Below are 19,714 nucleotides of genomic sequence, written 5' to 3'. Positions count from 1 at the left end.
GGGTGGCCGAAGCGGCCGTGTGCCCACTCACGCCTGTGCCGCCGCCGCCGGGCTGAGCTGCCGGGTCGAGCTGGTCAGCTCGTCAGCCCGCGGCGGGCAGGACCATGTGCTCCCGGGCGATCTCGTGCTCGTGCAGCCACGCGGTGGTGGTGGCCGCGTCGTGGGGGCGGGCGATGCCGTACCCCTGCGCCAGATCGCAGCCGTAACTCTCCAACCGGCCTAGAGTCTCCATGTCCTCGACGCCCTCGGCGACGATCCGCATGCCGAGCCGGTGCGCCAGCTGGATGGTGCTGTGCACGATCGCCGCGCTGCGCGGATCGGTCACACAGCGGCTCACGAACGAACGGTCGAGCTTCAGATCGTCCACCGGCAGCACCCGCAGGTAGCTCAGGCTGGAGTACCCGGTTCCGTAGTCGTCGACCGCGAGCCGGATGCCCATCTCCCGCAGGGCACCCAGCTGGGCCAGAGCGGTGTCGGCGTCGGTCATCAGCACGCTCTCGGTGACCTCCAGCTCGAGAGCGTGCGCGGGTAGGCCGTACCGGTCGAGAAGGGCCGCGACCTGACCGGGGAACGACGGGTCGCGCAGGTTCGAGACGGACAGGTTGACCGCCACCGAGATCGGCAGGCCCTCGTCGTGCCAGGTCCGGATCTGCCGGCAGGCGAGGTCCAGCACCATGGCCGTGATCCGGTTCATCAGGTCCGCGCTCTCCGCGGTGTAGAGGAAGGCGTCCGGATAGATCAGCCCCTTTTCCGGGTGCTGCCAGCGCACCAGCGCCTCCACCCCGCACACCCGCAGGGCCGTGTCAGCCGTCACCTTCGGCTGGTAGTGCAGTACCAGCTCGTCGCGGCCCAGCCCGGCGCGCAACTCCTCCAGCATGGTGAGGCGGGCCCGCGCGTGATCGTCGAGCCCGGTCGCGAACGCAGGCCCGCCGTGACCGGTCTTGGCCGCGTACATCGCCACGTCCGCCCGGCGCAACAGGGTGGACCGGTCGGTGCCGTCGTCGGGGCAGACCGCGATGCCGATGCTCGCGTCCACGTGCAGGTCGACCTCGGGCAGCGCGAACGGCTCCCGCAGGGTCCGCACCAGCGCCTCCACCACCACACCCGCCTCCGCGCTGCCCATCCCCGGCATGATCAGGCCGAACTCGTCACCACCGAGCCGGGCCAGCATCACCTCCTTGGCGATCGAGTCGCGCATCCGGGCGCCGACCAGCCGCAGCAGGTTGTCACCGACGTCGTGACCGAAGCTGTCGTTGACCTCCTTGAACCGGTCCAGGTCGACGAACGCCACCGCCACCACGTCGTCGCGCCCGGTGAGCTGCTCGTCCAGGTGCTCGACGAAGAACCGCCGGTTCGCCAGCCCGGTCAGCTCGTCGGTCCGCGCCTGGCGGCGGGCCGTACCGAGCGCCTCGGCGCTGCGCACACTGACCATCATCCGGATGATCGCCGCGGTGATCGCCACCCCGGCGAGGATGCTGCTGACCGGTTCCACCGAACCCGGTGAGAGGGACGCGTAGAGCAGCAGGCCCAGGCACAGGGACGCCAGCGCGGCCGGCAGCGCGGTGCTCAGCAGCATGTCGGGCCGGCCGTTGACCGCGCTGGAGTGTTCCGGCTGGTGAGCCGCGAGCGCCAGCAGCGCCACACCGACCGTGTACAGGATCTCCAGCCAGGCCGCGTTGCCCGACCCCTGCCACAGCAGCACCATGGTGGCCGCGTCGGCGAGCGCGAACAGGCCCATGCCCGCGATCAGCAGCGCCAGCACCCGCCCGGCGCGCCACCCGCACAGCGCCCAGGCGCCCAGCAGGCAGCCCGTCACGGCGATGTCGGAGAGCGGATAGGCGGCGTTGACCAGGATCCCGGTCAGCGTCGAGTGCGGTGCCGGAACGATCAGCGCCAGCACCGGCACGGACACCAGCGCGGAGACGGCACCGGCGGCGATCAGCCCGTCCAGCAGCGCCGGTGTGCTCAGCTTCGGCAGCCGGTGGCGCAGCATCAGCACCAGCGTGAGCGCGAAACACGGGTAGAACGCCAGCCACATCGGGTCGGCCGCCGACATCATCGGCTCCGGGTCGAGCGGGCGGATGGCGAGGTACCAGTACAGGTTGCCGGCGCTGTAGGCCAGCATGCCCGCGGCCAGGAACATCCACGCGTGGCGGGCCGGCCCCAGCGCCCGCCGTGCCCGGGCCGCGACCATCAGGCTGGGCAGCAGGTACAGGGCGGCGTTGAGCCCCGCCGCGAACAGGCTGTCACCGACATCGGAGCCCGCGTCGGTGAGCACGCACACCACGGCGTGCACGGCGAGCAGGGCGCCGAGGAGCCACCACGGCGCGCTCGCACGCCGCGGTGGCTCCCCGACAGTCCGCATAACCGACCTATCGGACGACCCGCCAAATTCTTGAGCCGGTCAGCGCCCGGCACGCCCCCATTAGCGGACGAGGCAAGCGCGAGGCTCGGCAGCCGAGACCGCTGGTTCCCGGTCAGCGGCCGGGCCGCGGGCGGCTCACTGGTGGTGGGCGGTCCGGAGCTGGAGCAGCGAGGCGAGGCGGGCCGTGACCGGGCGGGCCTCCAGGTGCAGGCGGGCGATGTTGAGGCCGCCGTCGCCGATCACCACCAGCAGGGCCAGGTCCCCGATCGCGTAGACCGAGAGGTAGCCGTTCTGGTTGTGGATGGTGACCTCGGTGAAGCCGCCCTGGTTCAGCACGGCACCGGTGGTGCGGCTGATGCCGTGCGCGCCGGCGGCCAGCGCTGCCACGTCGTGCGGTTCGGTGGCCGAGACCGTGTCGTGCATGATCAGGAGTCCGTCGACGCCGGCCACCACGCATCCCAGCACGCCCGGCACCATGTGGCGCAAGGCGGCCAGCTCGGCGTGTGCCGATGTCCCGCCGGGGGCCGTCATACTTCGAGTTCCGCCTCGATCTTGCGGAGCTGGTGACGGGCCAGGCCCAGGTTGGCCCGGCCCTTGTCGAGGGAGAGGTAGAGGAAGAAGGCGTCGCCGTGGCGCTTGTGCTGCAGCAGGCGGATCACGTGGTACTGCGAGTCGAGGGTGATCAGAATGTCCTCGATGCCGTCCTGGAGGCCGAGCAGTTCCAGGGTGCGCACCTTGGCCCGGATCACGTCGGTGTTGCCGGCCGCCGCGACGTTCATGTCCATGGTGGCACCGCCGCCCGCCACACCGAGCGTGAGACCGCTGGTGTAGTCGACGAGCGCCACACCGATCGCGCCCTCGATCGACATCGCTTCCTTGAGCGCCGTCTCGATATTCACTGCCTGTGCTCCGTCCATGATCAGCCGGTTCCGACGGCCACCTTGACACGGAGAATTTGCTCCGGCACTGATTCAAAGCCAGGTGGGACCGAAGAGCAGCGATCCCCGGGCGGACGACCCGGGAGGGGTCGCCCGAACGTCGCGGAACACGGCGCAACGTTGGATGGACATCTATACCCGGAAGCGCGAGCCCGGATCGCTATACGCGGAAGCTCGAAACCAGGCCGCTGAGGTCGGTGGACATTCGAGCGAGTTCGGCGATGGCCTGCTGGGTCTCCGCCACGCCCTGGCTGGTGTTCTGCGTGGCCTGGGCGACACCGGTGATGCTGCGGGAGATCTCGTTGGTGCCGGTGGCCGCCTCGGAGACGCTGCGGTTCATCTCCGCCGTGGTGGCGGTCTGCTCCTCGACCGCGGAGGCGATCGTGGTCTGGAAGTCGCTGATCCGGGCGATCACTTCCGAGATCTTCTCGATCGCGACGACGGCGCCCTCGGTGTCGGACTGGATCGCCTCGACCCGGCGGGAGATGTCCTCGGTGGCCCGGGCAGTCTCCTGGGCGAGGTCCTTGACCTCGGAGGCGACGACCGCGAAGCCCTTGCCCATCTCGCCGGCCCGGGCGGCCTCGATGGTGGCGTTGAGGGCGAGCAGGTTGGTCTGCTCGGCGATCGAGGTGATCACCTTGATCACGTTGCCGATCTCCGCCGACGACTCGCCGAGCTTGCTCATGGTGCTGGTGGTGATCGCGGCGAGTCCGACGGCCTCGGCGGCGACCTGCGCCGCCTCGCTGGCGTTCTGAGAGATCTCCCTGATCGAGGCGCCCATCTCCTCGCTGCCGGACGAGACGGTGTCGACGCTGCGGGAGATTTCCTCGGCGGCGCTGGAGACGGCGAGCGACTGCTGTGAGGCCTCCTGTGCGGAGGAGGCGATCTGGACGGCGGTGCTCGTCATCTCCTCGGAGGCCCCGGCCAGGGATGCCGCGGAACGGTCGATGGTGGCGACGGTCTCGCGCAGCGAGGCCATCGCGGAATCCAGGGATTGGCCCATCATGCCGGTCTCGTCGCGGGAGGTGAGCCCGGTGGCCTGAGTGAGGTCGCCCTTCGCGAGCGCGTCGCACACGTTCTTGACCGCCATGAGCGAGCGGACGATGCGGACGGCGACGTAGACCCCGATGGCGAGGGCCAGCGCCAGTCCGGCGACCAGGATGGCGATCGAGAGCGTACGGCTGGACTCGTAGCTGGATCGTGCGGCGGCCGCGTTCTTGCCGGCGTCCGCGGTCTCGGCCGCCTCCAGTTCCGTGACGTCCGCATAGGCCGCCGAGGCGACCGGAATAGCCTCCTCGTTGCGAACCTCGGCCCACTCCGTGAGTTTGTTCGCGGCGCCGAGGGGCAGCAACTTCTCGGTTGCGACCTTCTCGTACGCCTCCCACTGCGCATCGAGGTGGTCGATGGTGGCCGGGTTCCCCGCCGGGTTGCTCGCCCGGTACGCGGCCATCGCGGTCTCGAATGCCTCGACGTCGGCGGTGAACGCGTTGGTGAACTTGGTGACGTCGGCCTCGGTGGGTGAGAGCGCCTGATTGGCGACGTCCACCCTGCTCTGCGCCACGGCGGCTTTGATCTGCCCCACCGCCTTGATGCTGGTGACATTGCTTTTGTAGATCAGCTCTGCCGAGTCGCTGGCGACGCTCAGTGCCTGTAGCCCCAGGATTCCCACGACCAGCGCCACCACGCCTGCCACGGCGACCGCACCGAGGATCTTGGCTTTCACGCTCAGGTCGGCAAGACGAACACCTTTCACGCCCCTCACGGTAGGGGCCGTATCAGGCCGTCACGCCGCCAAACCTACCGCTTGGCACGAAGGTGCCAATTGTCCGTCAAAAGGCGGTCAGGTGCTGACGGGCGGTCTCGTACTCGTCCTTGAGGCGGGCCACCAGTTCCCGGGCCGGGCGGATGCCGTCGACCACGCCGATGCCCTGGCCGGCGCCCCAGATGTCGCGCCACGCCTTGGCCGCCGAGGTGCCGAAGTCCATCGCCGACGGATCGGAGACCGGCAGGTCGTCCGGGTCCAGCCCGGCCGCCTCGATGCTGCCCCGAAGGTAGTTGCCGTGCACGCCGGTGAACAGGTTGCTGTAGACGATGTCCTTCGCGCTGCTCTCCACGATCATCCGCTGGTAGGCGGGATCGGCGGTGGCCTCGGAGGCGGACAGGAAGGCACTGCCGACATAGGCCAGGTCGGCGCCGGCGGCCTGGGCGGCGAGGATCGAGCGGCCGTGCGCGATCGCTCCGGAGAGCACCAGCGGCCCGTCGAACCAGGCGCGGATCTCCTGGAGCAGGGCGAACGGTGACTGGGTGCCGGCGTGGCCACCGGCTCCGGCGGCGACCGCGATGATGCCGTCGGCGCCCTTGCTGATGGCTTTGTGGGCGAACTCGTTGCTGATCACGTCGTGCAGGACCAGTCCGCCGTACGAGTGGACGGCGTCGTTGATCTCGGGTCGGGCGCCGAGCGAGGTGATCACGATCGGCACCCGGTGCTCGACAATGACCGCCATGTCCTGCTCGAGGCGCCGGTTGGAGCGGTGGACGATCTGGTTGACCGCGAACGGCGCGACTTTCGCATCGGGGTTCGCGGAGGCGTACGCGATGGTCTCGCTCTTGATCTGATGCAGCCACTCGCCGAGAAGGCTCGCGGGGCGCGCGTTGAGGGCGGGGAAGGAACCGACGACGCCCGCCTGGCACTGCGCGATGACGAGATCGGGTCCCGAGCAGAGGAACATCGGCGAGGCGATCACCGGGATCGAGAGCGCGCCCGTGAGCACGGCGGGTAGTGACATGAACGGATGTTAAGGCCCGTCGCCGCCTCTATGCAACTAGTTGCATAGCGTTTGGCGGCAGGCTCAGCGGGCACCGCACAGGGCGAGAGGGATGGAGGATGAACATGAGCGTCACCGAACCGACAGGTACGCCGGACATCGAACGCCCGATCGACCTCGTCGACGATCCGCACAGCAAGCCGGGCCCGGCGCCCGCACCCGAGCACCACCCGCACGAGGACGACACGCCGCCCGGCGGATCGCCCGAACCCGGCACCGCACCCGGGCACTGACGATGGGCCGCACCGTCTCCGACCTGATCGTGGAGCGCCTGTCGGCGTGGGGCGTCGACCGCGTCTTCGGCTACTCCGGCGACGGCATCGACGGGGTGATGGGCGCGCTGCGGCGGGCCGGGAAACCGGCGTTCGTCCAGGCCCGTCACGAGGAGGCGGCGGCGTTCATGGCCGTCGGCCACGCCAAGTACACCGGCCGGCCCGGCGTCTGCGTCTCGACGCAGGGCCCCGGCGCGGTGCACCTGCTCAACGGCCTCTACGACGCGAAACTCGACTCCAAGCCGGTGGTCGCGATCGTTGGGCAGCAGGTGTCCACGGTGCTCGGCAGCGCGTACCAGCAGGAGATCGACCTGGTCCGGCTCTTCGGCGACGTGTGCGCCCAGTTCGTGCAGGAGGCGCGTACCCCCGAGCAGATGCCCATGCTGCTCGACCGCGCCTTCCGCACGGCACTGTCGACCCGCAGCCCGACCTGCGTGATCGTGCCGCACGACGTGCAGAACGCACCGGCGCCGGACGAGAGCGCGCAGGAGCACGGGGTGATGGTGACCAGTCCCGGGCTGCGCCCGCCCCGCGTCGTACCGCACGACGAGGACCTGCGCGCGGCCGCCGAGGTGCTCCAGGCCGGTGAGCGGGTCGCGATCATGGTGGGGCAGGGGGCGTACGGCGCCGACGTCCTCGAACTCGCCGACCGGCTCGGCGCGGGGATCACCGCGTCCCTGCTCGGCAAGCCGGTCCTCGACGAGAACCTGCCCTTCCACACCGGCGTGATGGGGCACCTGGGCACCACGGCGAGCGCCGAGCTGATGCGCGAGTGCGACACGCTGCTGCTGCTCGGCACCAACGACCCGTGGACCGAGTTCTACCCGGCGCCCGGCCAGGCCCGCGCCGTGCAGATCGACATCGACGGCCGGCAGATCGGCGTCCGGTACCCGATCGAGGTGCCGCTCGTCGGCGACGCAGGCGAGACCGTACGGGCGCTGCTGGCCCTGATCAAACCGTCCGGTGACCGGGCCTGGCGCGACCGGGTCGAGGACTCGGTACGCCGGTGGCACCGCATCGCCGCGGACCGGGCCGCCGCCCCCGCCGAGCCGATGAACCCGCAGCACGTGGTCCGGTCGCTGACCAGCCGGGTGCCGGAGCAAGCTCAGGTCGCTGTCGACGTCGGCTCGGTCGTCTACTGGTACGCCCGCCACCTGCGCCTGCCCCGCGGAGTACCGGCACACCTGTCCAGCACCCTCGCGTCGATGGGCTGCGGACTGCCGTACGGGCTGGCCGCGAAACTGGCGGCCCCCGATCGGCCGGTGCTGGTGCTGACCGGCGACGGCGCGATGCAGATGACCGGCCTCGCCGAGCTGGTGACCGTCGCCGCGCGGTGGCGGGACTGGAGCGACCCCACGTTCGTGATCTGCGTGCTGAACAACGGTGACCTCGCCGAGGTGAGCTGGGAGCAGCGCGAGACCGAGGGACAGCCCCGCTTCGCCGGCTCGCAGCAGCTGCCCGCGGTGCCCTATGCGGCGTACGCGGAACTGCTCGGCCTGCGCGGCCTGCGTGTCGATTCCCCCGCCGAGATGGACGGTGCCTGGCAGACCGCCCTGAGCGCGGACCGGCCGACGCTCATCGAGGCGGTCGTCGACCCCGCCGCGCCGCTGCTGCCGCCCCTCCAGCCGTACGAGAAGATCGCCCCGATGTACGCCGGGCTGGCCGCCGAGGGTGACGCGCTCGCCCGCCGCGCCGAGGCGAACCTGCGCCGGGAGCGCGCCGGCGAGGGCTTCCAGGACTGACCGGCTTTTCGTGATCGCCGGGATCGCCGCCGGGCCGGGTCTACCCTTCGGGAAGTAGGGTCCGTCCCGCGGGAAGGTCAGTCCGATGAGCGTGCGGGAACCGGCGCCGAGCCTGGTTTCGGTGGCCGCGGCGACCGCTGTCGCGACCGGTGCTCTCGCCTGGGCGCTCGGCCGCCGGCATCGACCGCGGCTGGCGGCCGGCGCCGCGCGTGAGCGGGAGATGCTCGCCGCGTTCGCCGAGCAGTCCGCCGACGCGATCATCGTGAGCAACCTCGACGGTGTCATCAACTCATGGAACCGGGGAGCCGAGCGGATCTACGGTTACCGGGCGGACGAGATGGTCGGCCGCAGGTTCAGCAAGGTGCTGCCGCCGGACCGTTTCGACACCATGAACCAGGCCCTGGCCGACCTCGCCGCCGGCCGTCAGGTCCACATCGACGAGACGAGCCGGATCCGCAGCGACGGTACGGAACTCCTGGTCTCGGTCACCGTCTCGCCGATTCGTGACGAGTCCGGCACCGTCGTCGCCGCGGCCGCCACCGAACGCGACATCACCGAGAAGAAGCAGCGGGAGGAGCGCTCGGCGCGCGCCGCCCGGCTGGAGAGCCTCGGCCAGCTCGCCGGTGGGGTCGCGCATGACTTCAACAACCTGATCGCCGTCATCCTGAACTACGCCGACTTCCTCTCCGGCGAGACCACACCCGCCGGCAGCGCCGACCTGGCCCGGATCCGCGACGCCGCCGGACGGGCCCGGGACCTCACCAGCCAGCTGCTGCTGTTCGCCAAGCGGGAACCCATTCAGGTGGAGACCGTCGACCTCAACGAACTCGTCACCTGCGCCGCCGAACTGCTCTCCCGCGGACTCGGCGGCAGCGTCCGGCTCGTCTGCCACACCCATCCGGAGCCGCTGCCGGTGCGCGCCAACCGCGGCCGCCTCGACCAGATCCTGCTCAACCTGGCCGTCAACGCCCGCGACGCGATGCCGGACGGCGGTGTCGTGCTGGTCGAGACGGACCGCGCGCCGGACGGCGAGGCGCGGCTGACGGTGAGCGACACCGGGACCGGCATGACGGCCGAGGTCCGCGACCGCCTCTTCGAGCCCTTCTTCACCACGAAATCGGCGGACCGCGGCACGGGTCTCGGCCTGGCCACCGTCTACGGCATCGTCGGCGACGCGGGTGGCACCATCACGGTCGACTCCACCCTCGGCATCGGCACCACCTTCCGGATAGTGCTCCCCGCGGCCGAGACGCCGGGCGGGGGCGTCGGGGTGGCAGAGGTGGGTGCGGGTTCAGGGTGACCACGCAGCCCCGCCCGGCGGTCGCCGGACGGGGCGTGAGTGGGCTGCGGCGTCGCGGGCCGCTGTGGCGGGGACGCGTCGACCGTACGATCAAAAAAGAATGGCCTGGTCACATAGGGTGACCCATTTGCGGGTGGCTGTTTTTATCGGCGCATGCACACGGAGATATTGGTCGCCGAGGACAACCCCAAGCAGGCTGATCTGGCCGGCGCCTACCTGCGCCGGGAGGGTCATCGGGTGACGTGTGTCGGTGACGGTGGGGCCGTGCTGGAGCTGTGCCGGGACCGGCGGCCGGATCTGGTGGTGCTCGACGTGATGATGCCGAAGCTGGACGGCGTCACGGTGTGTCGCGTGCTGCGGGCGGAATCGGACATCCCGATTCTGATGCTGACCGCGCGGACCGCCGAGGACGACATCCTGCGCGGGCTCGACGCGGGCGCCGACGACTATCTGACCAAGCCGTACAGCCCGCGCGAGCTGGCGGCCCGGGTGCGCGCGCTGCTGCGGCGCTCCGGCGCGCTGCGCGCACAGGACCAGCCGGTGCTGCGGATCGGTGACCTGGAGGTGGACACCGGGCGTTTCGAGGTACGGGTGGACGGCCGCCCGATCGTGCTGACCGCCAAGGAGTTCGGCATCCTGGAGGTGCTCGCCGCCGCACCCGGGCGGGCGTTCACCCGCGGCCAGATCCTCGAGAAGGCGTTCGGTTTCGACAGGTACGTGCTGGAGCGCACCGTCGACGCGCACGTGATGAACCTGCGCCGCAAGCTCGACGACGACGCCTCCCGGTTCGTGCAGACCGTGTACGGCCGCGGCTACCGGCTGGCCTCATGAGCTTCCGGATACGGGTCTTCCTGCTGGTGGCGTTCGTGGCGCTGGGTGCCACCGCGGCCACCGCCTTCATCACCCTGCGGCAGGCCGGCAACCAGGTCCGGGAGGCCGCGTCGGCGTCCCGCGAGACCACCGGCCTGATCCAGGAGCGGCTGTACGACCACGCCTGGCGCAACGGCACCTGGGAGGGTGTCGACGAGACCATCCGCCGGCTGCGGGATCTGACCGGCCAGCGGATCAGGATCGTCGACCCGAACGGTGACGTGGTCGTCGACACCGACCACTTCGACCGGCGGGCCAGCCGGCCGCCCGGTTCGGTCGCCATGCTCGTCGACCCGCTGCCGACCCTGGAGTTCGCGATGACCGACGCCGACCCGGGCCGGACCACGCTCAAGGCGATCGAGAGCTACCGGATCGGCACGGTCAAGGCCGCCTGCCTCTTCCGGCTCGGCTACGAGCAGACGGCCCTGGCCGGCCCGGACGGCCTGCCCCGGCACGCCATGACCGGTCTCGTGGACGCGGAGACGGAGGGGCGGTGCGAACCGCTGCCGACCGCCGACTACCTGCGCCGCAGCGACACCGAGCAGGTCGATCGGTGCCGTTCCGCCGCGCCCGACTCGCTGACCAGCTGCCTGCAGTGGGTGTTCCGGCAGCAGATCGCCGTCTCCGAGGTCGCGCCGGCGCCGCTGCTGCTGACCATCGGCGCCGCCGACGACCCGATGGCGGTGCTGCGGATCGGGCCGCTGCTGGCGACGGCGGCCGTTGTCGCGTCGCTGGTGACCGCCGGTGCCCTGCTGATCAGCCGGCGGGTGATCAGCCCGATCGGCACGCTCACCGCGGCGGCCCGGCGGCTGGGCAGCGGCGACCGGGCCAGCCGGGTGCCCGACGGCGGCCGGGACGAGCTGGCCGAGCTGGCGCGGGCCTTCAACCAGATGACCGATTCGGTACGCGCCGCGGAGGAGAACCAGCGGCGGCTCATCGCGGACGTGGCGCACGAGTTGCGTACCCCGCTGGCGAACCTGCGCGGCTATCTGGAGGCCATGCAGGACGGTGTGCTCGAGCCGTCGGCGGAGCTGTTCGCCAGCCTGCACGACGAGGTGATCCTCTACCAGCGCATCGTCGACGACCTGCAGGAACTGGCGCTCGCCGAGGCCGGTGCGCTGGTCTACCACCGGCATCCGATCGACCTGGCCGAGCTGATGGAGACGGCGCGCACCGCGCACGGTGCGGCGGCAGAGGCCGCCGGGGTCCGGCTCGTGGTGGAATCCGCCGGGCCGGTGCTCGCCGAGGCCGACGCCGACCGGATCCGGCAGGCGGTGGGCAATCTGGTGGGCAACGCCCTGCGGGCGACTCCTTCCGGAGGACAGATCATTCTGTACGCGGGAACCGCCGCCGATCGTGCGGTGTTACGCGTCAGCGACACCGGAGAGGGCATCGCCGCCGAGCACCTTCCGCTGGTCTTCGACAGGTTGTGGCGTGCCGACCCGGCGCGCGGGCGCGACAGCGGTGGCAGCGGGCTCGGCCTCGCCATCGTCCGGCAGATCGTCCGTGATCACGACGGTGAGGTCTCGGTGCGCAGCACTCCCGGCGAGGGCACCACCTTCGAGGTGACCCTGCCCAGGACCAGCGACTTGAGCAGCGGCGCCAGCGGCCGTTCCACCAGCCGGTGCACCAGCCAGGCGGCACCGAGCAGCACCGCGATGGCGGCCGGCAGCAGCACCCAGGCCGGCAGGCCGGTGTAGTCGTACGCGGTGCGGATCAGCGCGTACCCGATCCGCTGGTGCAGCAGGTAGAACGGATAGGTCAGCGCACCCGCGGTGGCCAGCCAGCCGACGTTCCAGTGGTCGGTTCGGCCCAGGGCGATCGCGGTCAGCGCCACGACGGCCAGCGTCACGATCACCAGGGCGGGAGTGGCGGGTACGGCGAAACCGGGGTGCAGGTCGGCCACCCGTGCCGACACGCGCGGCAGGGCCAGCATCCAGCCGCCGACCACCAGCGCCCACAGCCACGGTGTCGGTCCGTGCCGGCGCATCAGGCACAGCGCCACGCCGATCACGAAGTACGGCGCGTACTTCGGCATCAGGATCGGGTGGGTCCAGAGCGGCAGCAGCGGTTCGGCGGCCGCGGCGAACAGCCACCCGGTGGCGAAACCCGCCACCCGGCGGTAGGTCGGCCCCCACATCACCAGCAGCGCGAACAGCAGGTAGAACCGCAGCTCCACCCACAGTGTCCAGTACACGGTGTCGACGAGCGGCATCCCGGCCGGCTCGGCCAGCATGGTCAGGTTGGCGGCGATCTGGGTGAGACCCGGTGCGCCGGTCACCGGCACGCCGGTGCTGACCGGCACCAGCGTCACCACCGCCGCGGTGATCAGCACGCACACCCAGAACGCCGGGTACAGCCGGGCGACCCGGGCGGCGGTGAACTGGCGCGGTGTCCGGCCCCAGGCACTCATCCCGATCACGAAGCCGCTGATCAGGAAGAACAGCTCGACGCCGAGGAAGCCGTAGATCAGGACGTGGCTGCCGACCGGCATGAAGTGCTCCGGCGGGTTCACGCCGTCCAGCCGCCACGACGCCGAGAAGTGGTAGCCGGCGACCGCGAGCGCGCAGGCCAGGCGCAAGCCGTCCAGGGCGTGCAGCCGGGTCGTCCTGGTCATCGTCATGGCCGCCAGGGTCGGAGGCGCCTGTGCGGAATCGATGAAGACGTCGTGCGGATCTCTTCCGTCGTATGCAGTGATCGTCATCGTGATCCGGAGCCCTACCCGATGGCCCGGCCGCGTAATCTCGGTGGGTGCAGGTGAGGGTGCTGGGGCCGCTGGAAGTCCTGATCGACGGGCGACGCCTGGACCTCGGCGGGCAGCGGCAGCAGATCGTGCTCGCGGTGCTCGCGCTGGAGACCGGCCAGGTCGTGCCGGTCGGCCGGCTGGCCGAGGCCCTCTACGGCGACGATCCGCCCAGCACCGCCCGCTCCCAGGTGCAGATCTGCGTCTCCGCCCTGCGGCGACTGCTCCCGGACGCGATCGTCACCCGGGCCCAGGGCTACCAGTTACGGCTGCCCGCCGGCAGCCTCGACCTCGCGGCCTTCACGGACCTGGCAGCCAGAGCCCGCACCGACCCGTCGCTGCACCGTGCGGCGCTCGGACTGTGGCGCGGGCCTGCCCTCGACGGGCTGGACAGCCGGGTGCTGCGAGCGGCCGCCGGCCGGCTGGAGGAGCGGCGGATCAGCCTGCACGAGGACTGCGCCGAGTGGGAACTCGAGCTCGGCCACCACCGCGACCTCGTCCCGGAGCTCATCGAGCTGGTCGCGCGGCACCCGCTGCGCGAACGGCTCCGCGGGCAGCTGATGCTCGCCCTCTACCGCTCCGGGCGCCAGGCCGAGGCGCTCGAGGTCTACCGGCAGGCCCGGCGGGCGCTGATCGAGGAGCTCGGCCTGGAACCCGGCCCCGGGCTGCGGCAACTGGAACAGTCGATCCTGACCTCGGCTGCGGACCTCGACGCACCCGCGGCGCCGGGAAACGTGCCGTGCCTGCTGCCCACCGACATCGCCGACTTCACCGGCCGCGCCGAGCAGGCCGCCGCGATCGGCGGGCGACTGGCGGCGGCCGGGCCGGCCGTACCGGTCGTGGTGGTGGCCGGCCCGCCCGGCATCGGCAAGACCACCCTCGCCGTGCACGTGGCGCACCGGGCGGCGGCACGCTTCCCGGACGGGCAGCTCTTCGCCGACCTGCACGGGTGGGGACCACGGCGCGCCGACCCGGCGCAGGTGCTGGAGCGTTTCCTGCGCACGCTCGGCGTGTCCGGCACCGCGATGCCGGAGACCCTGGAGGAACGCGCCGAAACCTACCGCAGTCTGCTCTCCGGCCGCCGGATGCTGATCGTGCTCGACAACGCCGCGCAGGAGAGCCAGGTGCTCCCGCTGCTGCCCGGCACGCCCAGCTCGGCCGTGCTGGTCACCAGCCGGGTCCGCCTCGCCGGGCTGCCCGGGGCGACCCACCTCGACGTCGGCGTCCTCGACCCCGCCCATTCGCGGGAACTGCTCGCCCGGATCGCCGGTCCGGACCGGGTCGAACGCGAACCCGAGGCGGTCGACCGGCTCGCCCACCTGTGCGGATACCTGCCGCTGGCCCTGCGGATCGCCGGCGCCCGGCTCTCGGCCCGGCGGCACTGGACGGTGGCGCACCTGGTCGGCCGGCTGGAGGACGAGGCACGCCGGCTCGACGAGCTGAGCCACAGCGGGATGGCGATCCGGGGCGGTATGTCGCTCACCTACGACAGCCTCCGCCCGCCCGCCCGGCAGCTGTTCCGCCGGCTCGCGATCCTCGAAGTCCCGTCGTTCTCCGGCTGGGTGAGCGCCGCGCTGCTCGACCGGCCGGTCACCGACGCGCAGGACATCCTGGACGATCTCGTCGAGGCGCGGCTGATCGAGGTGACCGGCGGGCCGCGGTACCGCTTCCACGACCTGATCCGGGTGTTCGCCCGGGAACGGCTCGCCGCCGAGGAGCCGGCCGCCGAGCAGCGGGCCGCGCTGCGACGCTTCCTCGAGTCCCTGCTCTTCCTCGCCGAGGCCGCCCGCCGCGGCGTCTACGGCGGCGGTCACATGCTGATCAGCAGCGACGCCGAACTCCGGCCGCTGCCCGGGCTGCCACCCGACCCCACCCTGAGCTGGTTGGAACGCGAGGACCAGACGCTCGTCGCCGGCATCGCTCAGGCCGCCGCGGCCGGCCTGAGCGACCTGTGCTGGAGCCTGGCGGTGACCGGCGTGACGCTGTTCGAGCTGCGCTTCCGCCTCGACGACTGGCGGGAGAGCAACCGGACCGCGACGGCCGCCGTCCAGCGCGCGGGCAACCTGCGGGGGCAGGCCGCGATGCACTACTCCACCGGATCGCTGTTCATCGTGGAGCAGCGTCTCGACGAGGCACGGCGCCACCTGGAGGCGGCCGAGCGGATGTTCGGCGAGATCGGCGACGAGAAGGGCCAGGCGCTGGCCATCCGCAACATCGCCCTCACCGAACGGATCCGCGGCGACCTGCCCTCCGCGACCGCGCGCTACGAGCGGGCGCTCGGCATCTTCCGCCGCGGCGGGCACCTGGGCGAGGCGGCGTACACCCTGCACAACCTGGCGCGGGCGAGGATGGAGGAGGGCGACCCGGCGGAGGCACTGCGCATCCTGCCGGAAGCACTGGCGATGTCCCGCGACACCGGGAGCCGCCGGGTGGAGGCCCAGGTGCTGCACCGCATCGGCGAGGCCCACCTGCACCTGGCCGATCCCCGCGCGGCGGCCGGTGCGTTCAGCGAGGCGCTGGCGGTGGCGAGGGACATCAGGGATCGGGTGGGGGAGGCGTACACCCTGCACGGGCTGGGAGTCGCCCACCTGCGGGCGGGCGATCCGGCGGCAGCCGGCCCGGTGTTGCGCGCCGCGCTGAGCCTGGCCCGCGGTGCCGACGAGCGGCTGATCGAGGCACTGGTCTCGCTGAGCCTCGGTGAATTGGCCCTGACCACCGCGGAGCCCGCCGGCGCCCACCTGCGGCGGGCGCTGGAGCTGTTCCGGGGCATCGGTGTGCCGAAGTACGAGGAGCAGGCGCTGTCGCTGCTCGATAGCGCTGCGAAGGTGCGCCGATAGCCGTCCGGTCCACAATGCTCCACGTGACGACGACAGTGGCACTGCGGCTCATCGGGCTGTCCAAGGCGTTCGGCGACAAACGCGCCGTCGATCGTGTGGACCTGGAGGTGCCCGGCGGCTCCTTCTTCGGTCTGGTCGGCCCCAACGGGGCGGGCAAGACCACGTCGCTGTCGATGGCGGTCGGGCTGCTGCGCCCGGACGCCGGGCGCGCCGAGATCTTCGGGGTGGACGTCTGGTCCGATCCGGTGCGCGCCAAGGGACTCATCGGGGTGCTGCCCGACGGGCTCGGCATGCCGGAACGGCTGACCGGGCGGGAGGTGCTCACCTACCTGGGGCTGCTGCGCGGCATGGATCCGGCGGACGTCGCGCACCGTACCCGAGAACTTCTTGAGGTCCTTGAACTCGACCGTGCCGAACGCACCCTGGTCCTCGAGTACTCGACCGGCATGCGCAAGAAGATCGGCCTGGCCACCGCGCTGCTGCACGCGCCCCGGCTGCTCGTGCTCGACGAGCCGCTCGAAGCGGTCGACCCGGTCTCGGCCGCGACCATCAAGGTGATCCTGCAGCGGTTCGTCGCCGGCGGCGGGTCGGTGGTCTTCTCCAGCCACGTCATGCCGGTCGTGGAGCAGCTCTGCGACCATGTCGCGGTCGTTGCGGGCGGGCGGGTGGTCGCTTCCGGACCCCTTGCTTCCGTACGCGGGAACAGCACCCTGGAAGACCGATTCGTCAACCTGGTCGCAGGCCCGGTGACCGGTGTGGGGGAGCTGTCGTGGTTGGCGTCCTGATCCGGATGAAGCTGGCCGTGCTCCGGCACTCGATGACCGGCCGGCGTGCCGCCGACATGATCGGTGGCGGCGTGCTCGGCCTGGCACTCGCCGGCGGGACGATCTGGCTGGCCGTGCACGACTGGCCGGTCGGCAGCCTGCCGCTCGACCTGGCCGGTGCGGTCTTCGCGCTCTGGACGGTCGGCTGGCTCTTCGGCCCGGTCCTGTTCGGCGGCGGTGACGAGACCCTGCGCCCGGAACACTTCGCGCTGCTGCCGATCGCGCCGCGCCGGCTCACCGGCGGGCTGCTCGCCACCGCGTTCCTCGGGGTGGCGCCGGTGGTCAGCCTGGTCGCCTTCAGCGCCCTGATCGTCGCCGCCCGCCCGAGTGGTGCCGCCGCGGTGCTTGTCGCGCTGTCGGCCGTACCGTTGCAACTGCTCTTCGTGGTCCTTGCCTCCCGGGTGGTGACCGCCGCGCTCAGCACGCTGATGCGCGCCAAGATCGGCGCGGTGCTGGCCGCCGTGATCAGCGGTGGCGTGCTGGCGCTCACCCACACCGGGTGGGTCCTCAAACCGACCATTTCGTACGCCCTGACGGCCGGCTTCCCCCCGATGCTCGCCGACTGGGTGCGCCGTCTCCCGTCCGGCTGGGGCATCGTCGCTGTCGAAGCCGCCGGGCGTGGCGACTGGCCGGCTGCCGGTGGTGCGCTGGGCGGCCTCGCCGTGCTCAGCGTGCTGGCCATGCTCGGCTGGTCGGCGCTGCTGGTCCGCCGCCTCGGCCGTCGCGCCGCCGGCGGTCGTGTCTCCTCGAGCGGCTTCGTCAGTCGTGGCGGGGTGCGGGCCGTGGTCGCCCGTGACCTGCGCACCGCGTCCCGTGACCTGATGCGGTTCCACTATCTGGTGTTCGCGCTCGTGTACGCGCTGGCGTTCTGCCTGCTCCCGCTCCTGGCCGGCCTGCCGATCTTCGTGCCGTTCATCGGGGTGGCGTTCGGCATCTGGGCGGCGGCTGTGTCCGCCAACCTGTACGGCGAGGACGGGACGGTGATCTGGCAGACCGTGCTGATCCCGGGGGCGGCCCGCAAGGATGTCCGGGGGCGGCAGTTGGCGTGGCTGCTGCTCACCGCGCCGGTGGTCGTGGTGCTCAGCGTTGTGCCTACGCTGCTGAGCGGGCAGGGGAGCTGGGCGTGGCCGTGGCTTGCCGCGCTGGTGCCGGCTCTGCTGGGGGGCGGGGCCGGGGTGATCGTGCTGATCTCGGTGCTGCGGCCGGTGCCGATGACTGATCCGCACAAGCGCAGCGGGAATCTGCTGGAGAACGGGACCGACTTCACGCAGGTGATGCTGATGCTTGTGCTGGTCGGGGTGGCTGTTGCGCCGGCCTGTCTCACCGTCCGGTACGGGCCGGCCTGGGCGGGGCCGGTTGCCGGGCTGGTCACCGGTGTGGGGTTGGCGTGGCTGCTCGGTGATGTGGCTGCCAAGCGGCTGGAGGCGTACGGGCCGGATCTGCTGGCCGGTATGCGGGCTACGACGTCGCGGCCGCAGCAGTTCGGCGGATCCGTTGACCTCCGCGGATCCGTTGACCTCGGTGATCTGGGCATCGGTGGGGTGTCGTCCCGGCGGCGAGCTGTGGTGATCGCGTGTTTCACGCTGTGCTGGGTGCCGATGGTGGCGCAAGGGGTGGTTCCGGCGATCCTGCGGTACACCGATCCGGGGCGGCGGTCGTGGTTCCTCGCGCGGAATGTTCCGGAGGTGTGGCATTGGCCGGTTGTCGGTGTGATGGTTCTGCTGGGGGTGGCACTGCTGGGTGTCGGGTGGCATCAGCTTCGGGTGGCTCGCGCTGTGCCCGCCTCTTCGTCGACCACCGATCAGTACGCCGGTCGCTGATTGGCGTTCACAGCCCCGGCAGCGCCCGTAGTCCAGCTGCTGTCGCTACGCCGATCAGCACGGAAAGCAGTAGTGGCACCCGGAGCATCCTTGCTCCGACGACCGCGGCGAGTGCTGCTGGAACGGTCCAATCCAGGTCGGCCCATCTTTGCCCGAGCACCTCGACCACGACCAGGGCGGCCAGCAGGGTCGGAGCGAGCAGGGCGATGACTCCGGTGCTCCAGGCGGGGAGGTCCCGCTCGCCGAGCAGGGCCGGTCCAGCGGCCTTGAGCAGGAAACTGCCCAGCGCCACCGTGAAGATCGCTATCCAGAGTGTCATCGCCGCATCTCCTCGTCCCCGGCCATGTCCGGTTCTGGTGCCCGGCTGCGCAACCCGACGAGGGCGCCCACCGTGGCACCGATCAGCGCGACGCCCGCCGGAAGCCACCACACCAGCGCCGCCGCCACCCCCGCCCCGAGCAGCGCCGCCATCAGAGCCGCCCGCGCCGAGCGAACCTCACCCAGCAACAGCGCAAGAAAGAACGCCGGAAAGACCACGTCGAGCCCCAGGCTCTCCACCAGATGCTCCGACGGCGCACCGAGCACCCCCACCGCGGTCCCCGCCACCCACGCCGGCCACTGCACCACCGTCGCGCCGAACAACCGCCACCGATCGAATCGCCCACCACCCAGATGCGCGGCCACCCACGACCCGTCGACGACCGCCTGCCCCTGCAACGCCTTCCGAACCCGCCCACCGGACAGACTCGGCCCCACCGCCAGCCCCATCGGCAGAAACCGCGCGTTGATCAGCATCGCCGCCGCCACCGCCGTCACCACACCGCTGCTCCCCGCCAGCGCCGTGACCACCGCAAACTGCGCCGACCCCGAGAAGATCACCACCGACGCCACGATCGCGGCCGGCGCACTCCACCCTTGCTCCCGGGCCGTCGCCCCGAACGTGATGGCCAGCACGAACCCCGCCGTAGCCAGCCCCGCCCCCACCCGCATCCCGCCCAGGAAACGCTCCCGCACCGGCGCATCCACATTCGCCTCCCGCACGACCCTCCCTTACCCGCCCCTCCCCATCCAACGCCCCGCTCCCGCCCGGCTTGCTCCCGCTGGTTGGGGCCCAGCTGGCGCTCAGCGGGGTCCGGCGGTCGTTTTGGCGCCGCTGAGCGCCAGCTGGTTGGCTCGGC

General features: G+C 71.5%; 15 protein-coding genes and 1 pseudogene. 8 read left to right on the top strand and 8 right to left on the bottom strand.

The genetic code is table 11. From position 1 onward, the window contains the following. Positions 1-82: 82 nt before the first annotated feature. From ACFQV6_RS33110 to ACFQV6_RS33090, 5 genes are all read right to left on the bottom strand, one after another. The gene (locus tag ACFQV6_RS33110; protein WP_378031584.1) at positions 83-2,365 is read right to left on the bottom strand and encodes a putative bifunctional diguanylate cyclase/phosphodiesterase; all 2,283 of its coding nucleotides are present in this window, start codon (positions 2,363-2,365) and stop codon (positions 83-85) included. Between the two features lie 135 nt (positions 2,366-2,500). Next, positions 2,501-2,896, bottom strand: coding sequence for a roadblock/LC7 domain-containing protein (locus ACFQV6_RS33105; RefSeq protein ID WP_378031583.1), 396 nt, complete (start codon positions 2,894-2,896; stop codon positions 2,501-2,503). Then, a complete protein-coding gene (locus ACFQV6_RS33100; protein WP_378031582.1) occupies positions 2,893-3,282 on the bottom strand; it encodes a hypothetical protein in 390 nt (129 codons plus the stop codon). The genes ACFQV6_RS33105 and ACFQV6_RS33100 overlap by 4 nt, the downstream gene beginning before the upstream one ends. Before the next feature lie 181 nt (positions 3,283-3,463). Continuing rightward, positions 3,464-5,056 carry a methyl-accepting chemotaxis protein gene (locus ACFQV6_RS33095; RefSeq protein WP_378031581.1) on the bottom strand — a complete coding sequence of 531 codons (1,593 nt, stop codon included), beginning with the start codon at positions 5,054-5,056 and terminating at the stop codon, positions 3,464-3,466. Positions 5,057-5,132: 76 nt separating this feature from the next. After that, positions 5,133-6,089: an NAD(P)H-dependent flavin oxidoreductase gene (locus ACFQV6_RS33090; protein ID WP_378031580.1), complete on the bottom strand. Its 957-nt coding sequence runs from the start codon at positions 6,087-6,089 to the stop codon at positions 5,133-5,135. Positions 6,090-6,193: 104 nt separating this feature from the next. Between ACFQV6_RS33090 and ACFQV6_RS33085 the strand changes: the two genes are divergently transcribed. The 5 genes and pseudogenes from ACFQV6_RS33085 to ACFQV6_RS33065 all read left to right on the top strand — a co-directional run. Next, entirely contained in the window at positions 6,194-6,361 is a 168-nt protein-coding gene (locus tag ACFQV6_RS33085; RefSeq protein WP_378031579.1) for a hypothetical protein, read from the top strand. Positions 6,362-6,363: 2 nt separating this feature from the next. Further along, positions 6,364-8,142: a thiamine pyrophosphate-requiring protein gene (locus tag ACFQV6_RS33080; protein WP_378031578.1), complete on the top strand. Its 1,779-nt coding sequence runs from the start codon at positions 6,364-6,366 to the stop codon at positions 8,140-8,142. A gap of 85 nt (positions 8,143-8,227) precedes the next feature. Continuing rightward, positions 8,228-9,442 (top strand): nitrogen regulation protein NR(II), encoded by a 1,215-nt coding sequence (locus tag ACFQV6_RS33075; RefSeq protein ID WP_378031577.1) that lies wholly within the window; start codon positions 8,228-8,230, stop codon positions 9,440-9,442. 153 nt (positions 9,443-9,595) lie between these two features. Beyond that, on the top strand, positions 9,596-10,273 hold the full coding sequence (locus tag ACFQV6_RS33070; RefSeq protein ID WP_378031576.1) for a response regulator transcription factor: 678 nt from the start codon (positions 9,596-9,598) through the stop codon (positions 10,271-10,273). Beyond that, a pseudogene (locus ACFQV6_RS33065) lies at positions 10,270-11,835 on the top strand (sensor histidine kinase); the annotation flags it as partial. The gene ACFQV6_RS33070 and the pseudogene ACFQV6_RS33065, both read left to right, overlap by 4 nt. On the opposite strand, the gene ACFQV6_RS33060 reads toward ACFQV6_RS33065, so the two are convergent. Beyond that, positions 11,823-12,929, bottom strand: a complete 1,107-nt coding sequence (locus ACFQV6_RS33060; protein WP_378031659.1) for an acyltransferase family protein — start codon at positions 12,927-12,929, stop codon at positions 11,823-11,825. The pseudogene ACFQV6_RS33065 and the gene ACFQV6_RS33060 overlap by 13 nt on opposite strands. A gap of 134 nt (positions 12,930-13,063) precedes the next feature. Here ACFQV6_RS33060 and ACFQV6_RS33055 point away from each other — a divergent pair, with 134 nt between their 5' ends. From ACFQV6_RS33055 to ACFQV6_RS33045, 3 genes are read left to right on the top strand one after another with little or no spacing between them, the layout of a single operon-like run. Further along, positions 13,064-15,892, top strand: a complete 2,829-nt coding sequence (locus tag ACFQV6_RS33055; RefSeq protein ID WP_378031575.1) for a BTAD domain-containing putative transcriptional regulator — start codon at positions 13,064-13,066, stop codon at positions 15,890-15,892. A 23-nt stretch (positions 15,893-15,915) separates the two neighbouring features. Then, positions 15,916-16,677, top strand: a complete 762-nt coding sequence (locus tag ACFQV6_RS33050; RefSeq protein ID WP_378031574.1) for an ABC transporter ATP-binding protein — start codon at positions 15,916-15,918, stop codon at positions 16,675-16,677. Then, entirely contained in the window at positions 16,662-18,536 is a 1,875-nt protein-coding gene (locus tag ACFQV6_RS33045; protein WP_378031573.1) for a hypothetical protein, read from the top strand. The genes ACFQV6_RS33050 and ACFQV6_RS33045 overlap by 16 nt, the downstream gene beginning before the upstream one ends. 7 nt (positions 18,537-18,543) lie before the next feature. Here ACFQV6_RS33045 and ACFQV6_RS33040 read toward each other — a convergent pair whose 3' ends face one another. Together ACFQV6_RS33040 and ACFQV6_RS33035 are read right to left on the bottom strand one after the other, a co-directional pair. Beyond that, the gene (locus tag ACFQV6_RS33040) at positions 18,544-18,855 is read right to left on the bottom strand and encodes an AzlD domain-containing protein (protein WP_378031572.1); all 312 of its coding nucleotides are present in this window, start codon (positions 18,853-18,855) and stop codon (positions 18,544-18,546) included. Beyond that, the gene (locus ACFQV6_RS33035) at positions 18,852-19,577 is read right to left on the bottom strand and encodes an AzlC family ABC transporter permease (RefSeq protein ID WP_378031571.1); all 726 of its coding nucleotides are present in this window, start codon (positions 19,575-19,577) and stop codon (positions 18,852-18,854) included. The genes ACFQV6_RS33040 and ACFQV6_RS33035 overlap by 4 nt, the downstream gene beginning before the upstream one ends. Positions 19,578-19,714 lie beyond the last annotated feature (137 nt).

Origin of the sequence: Actinoplanes sp. GCM10030250 (assembly GCF_042666575.1) — a bacterium.
Classification (GTDB): domain Bacteria; phylum Actinomycetota; class Actinomycetes; order Mycobacteriales; family Micromonosporaceae; genus Actinoplanes.
Note: the sequence above shows the minus strand (reverse complement) of the source record. Positions and strands in the feature narration are given on the sequence as shown.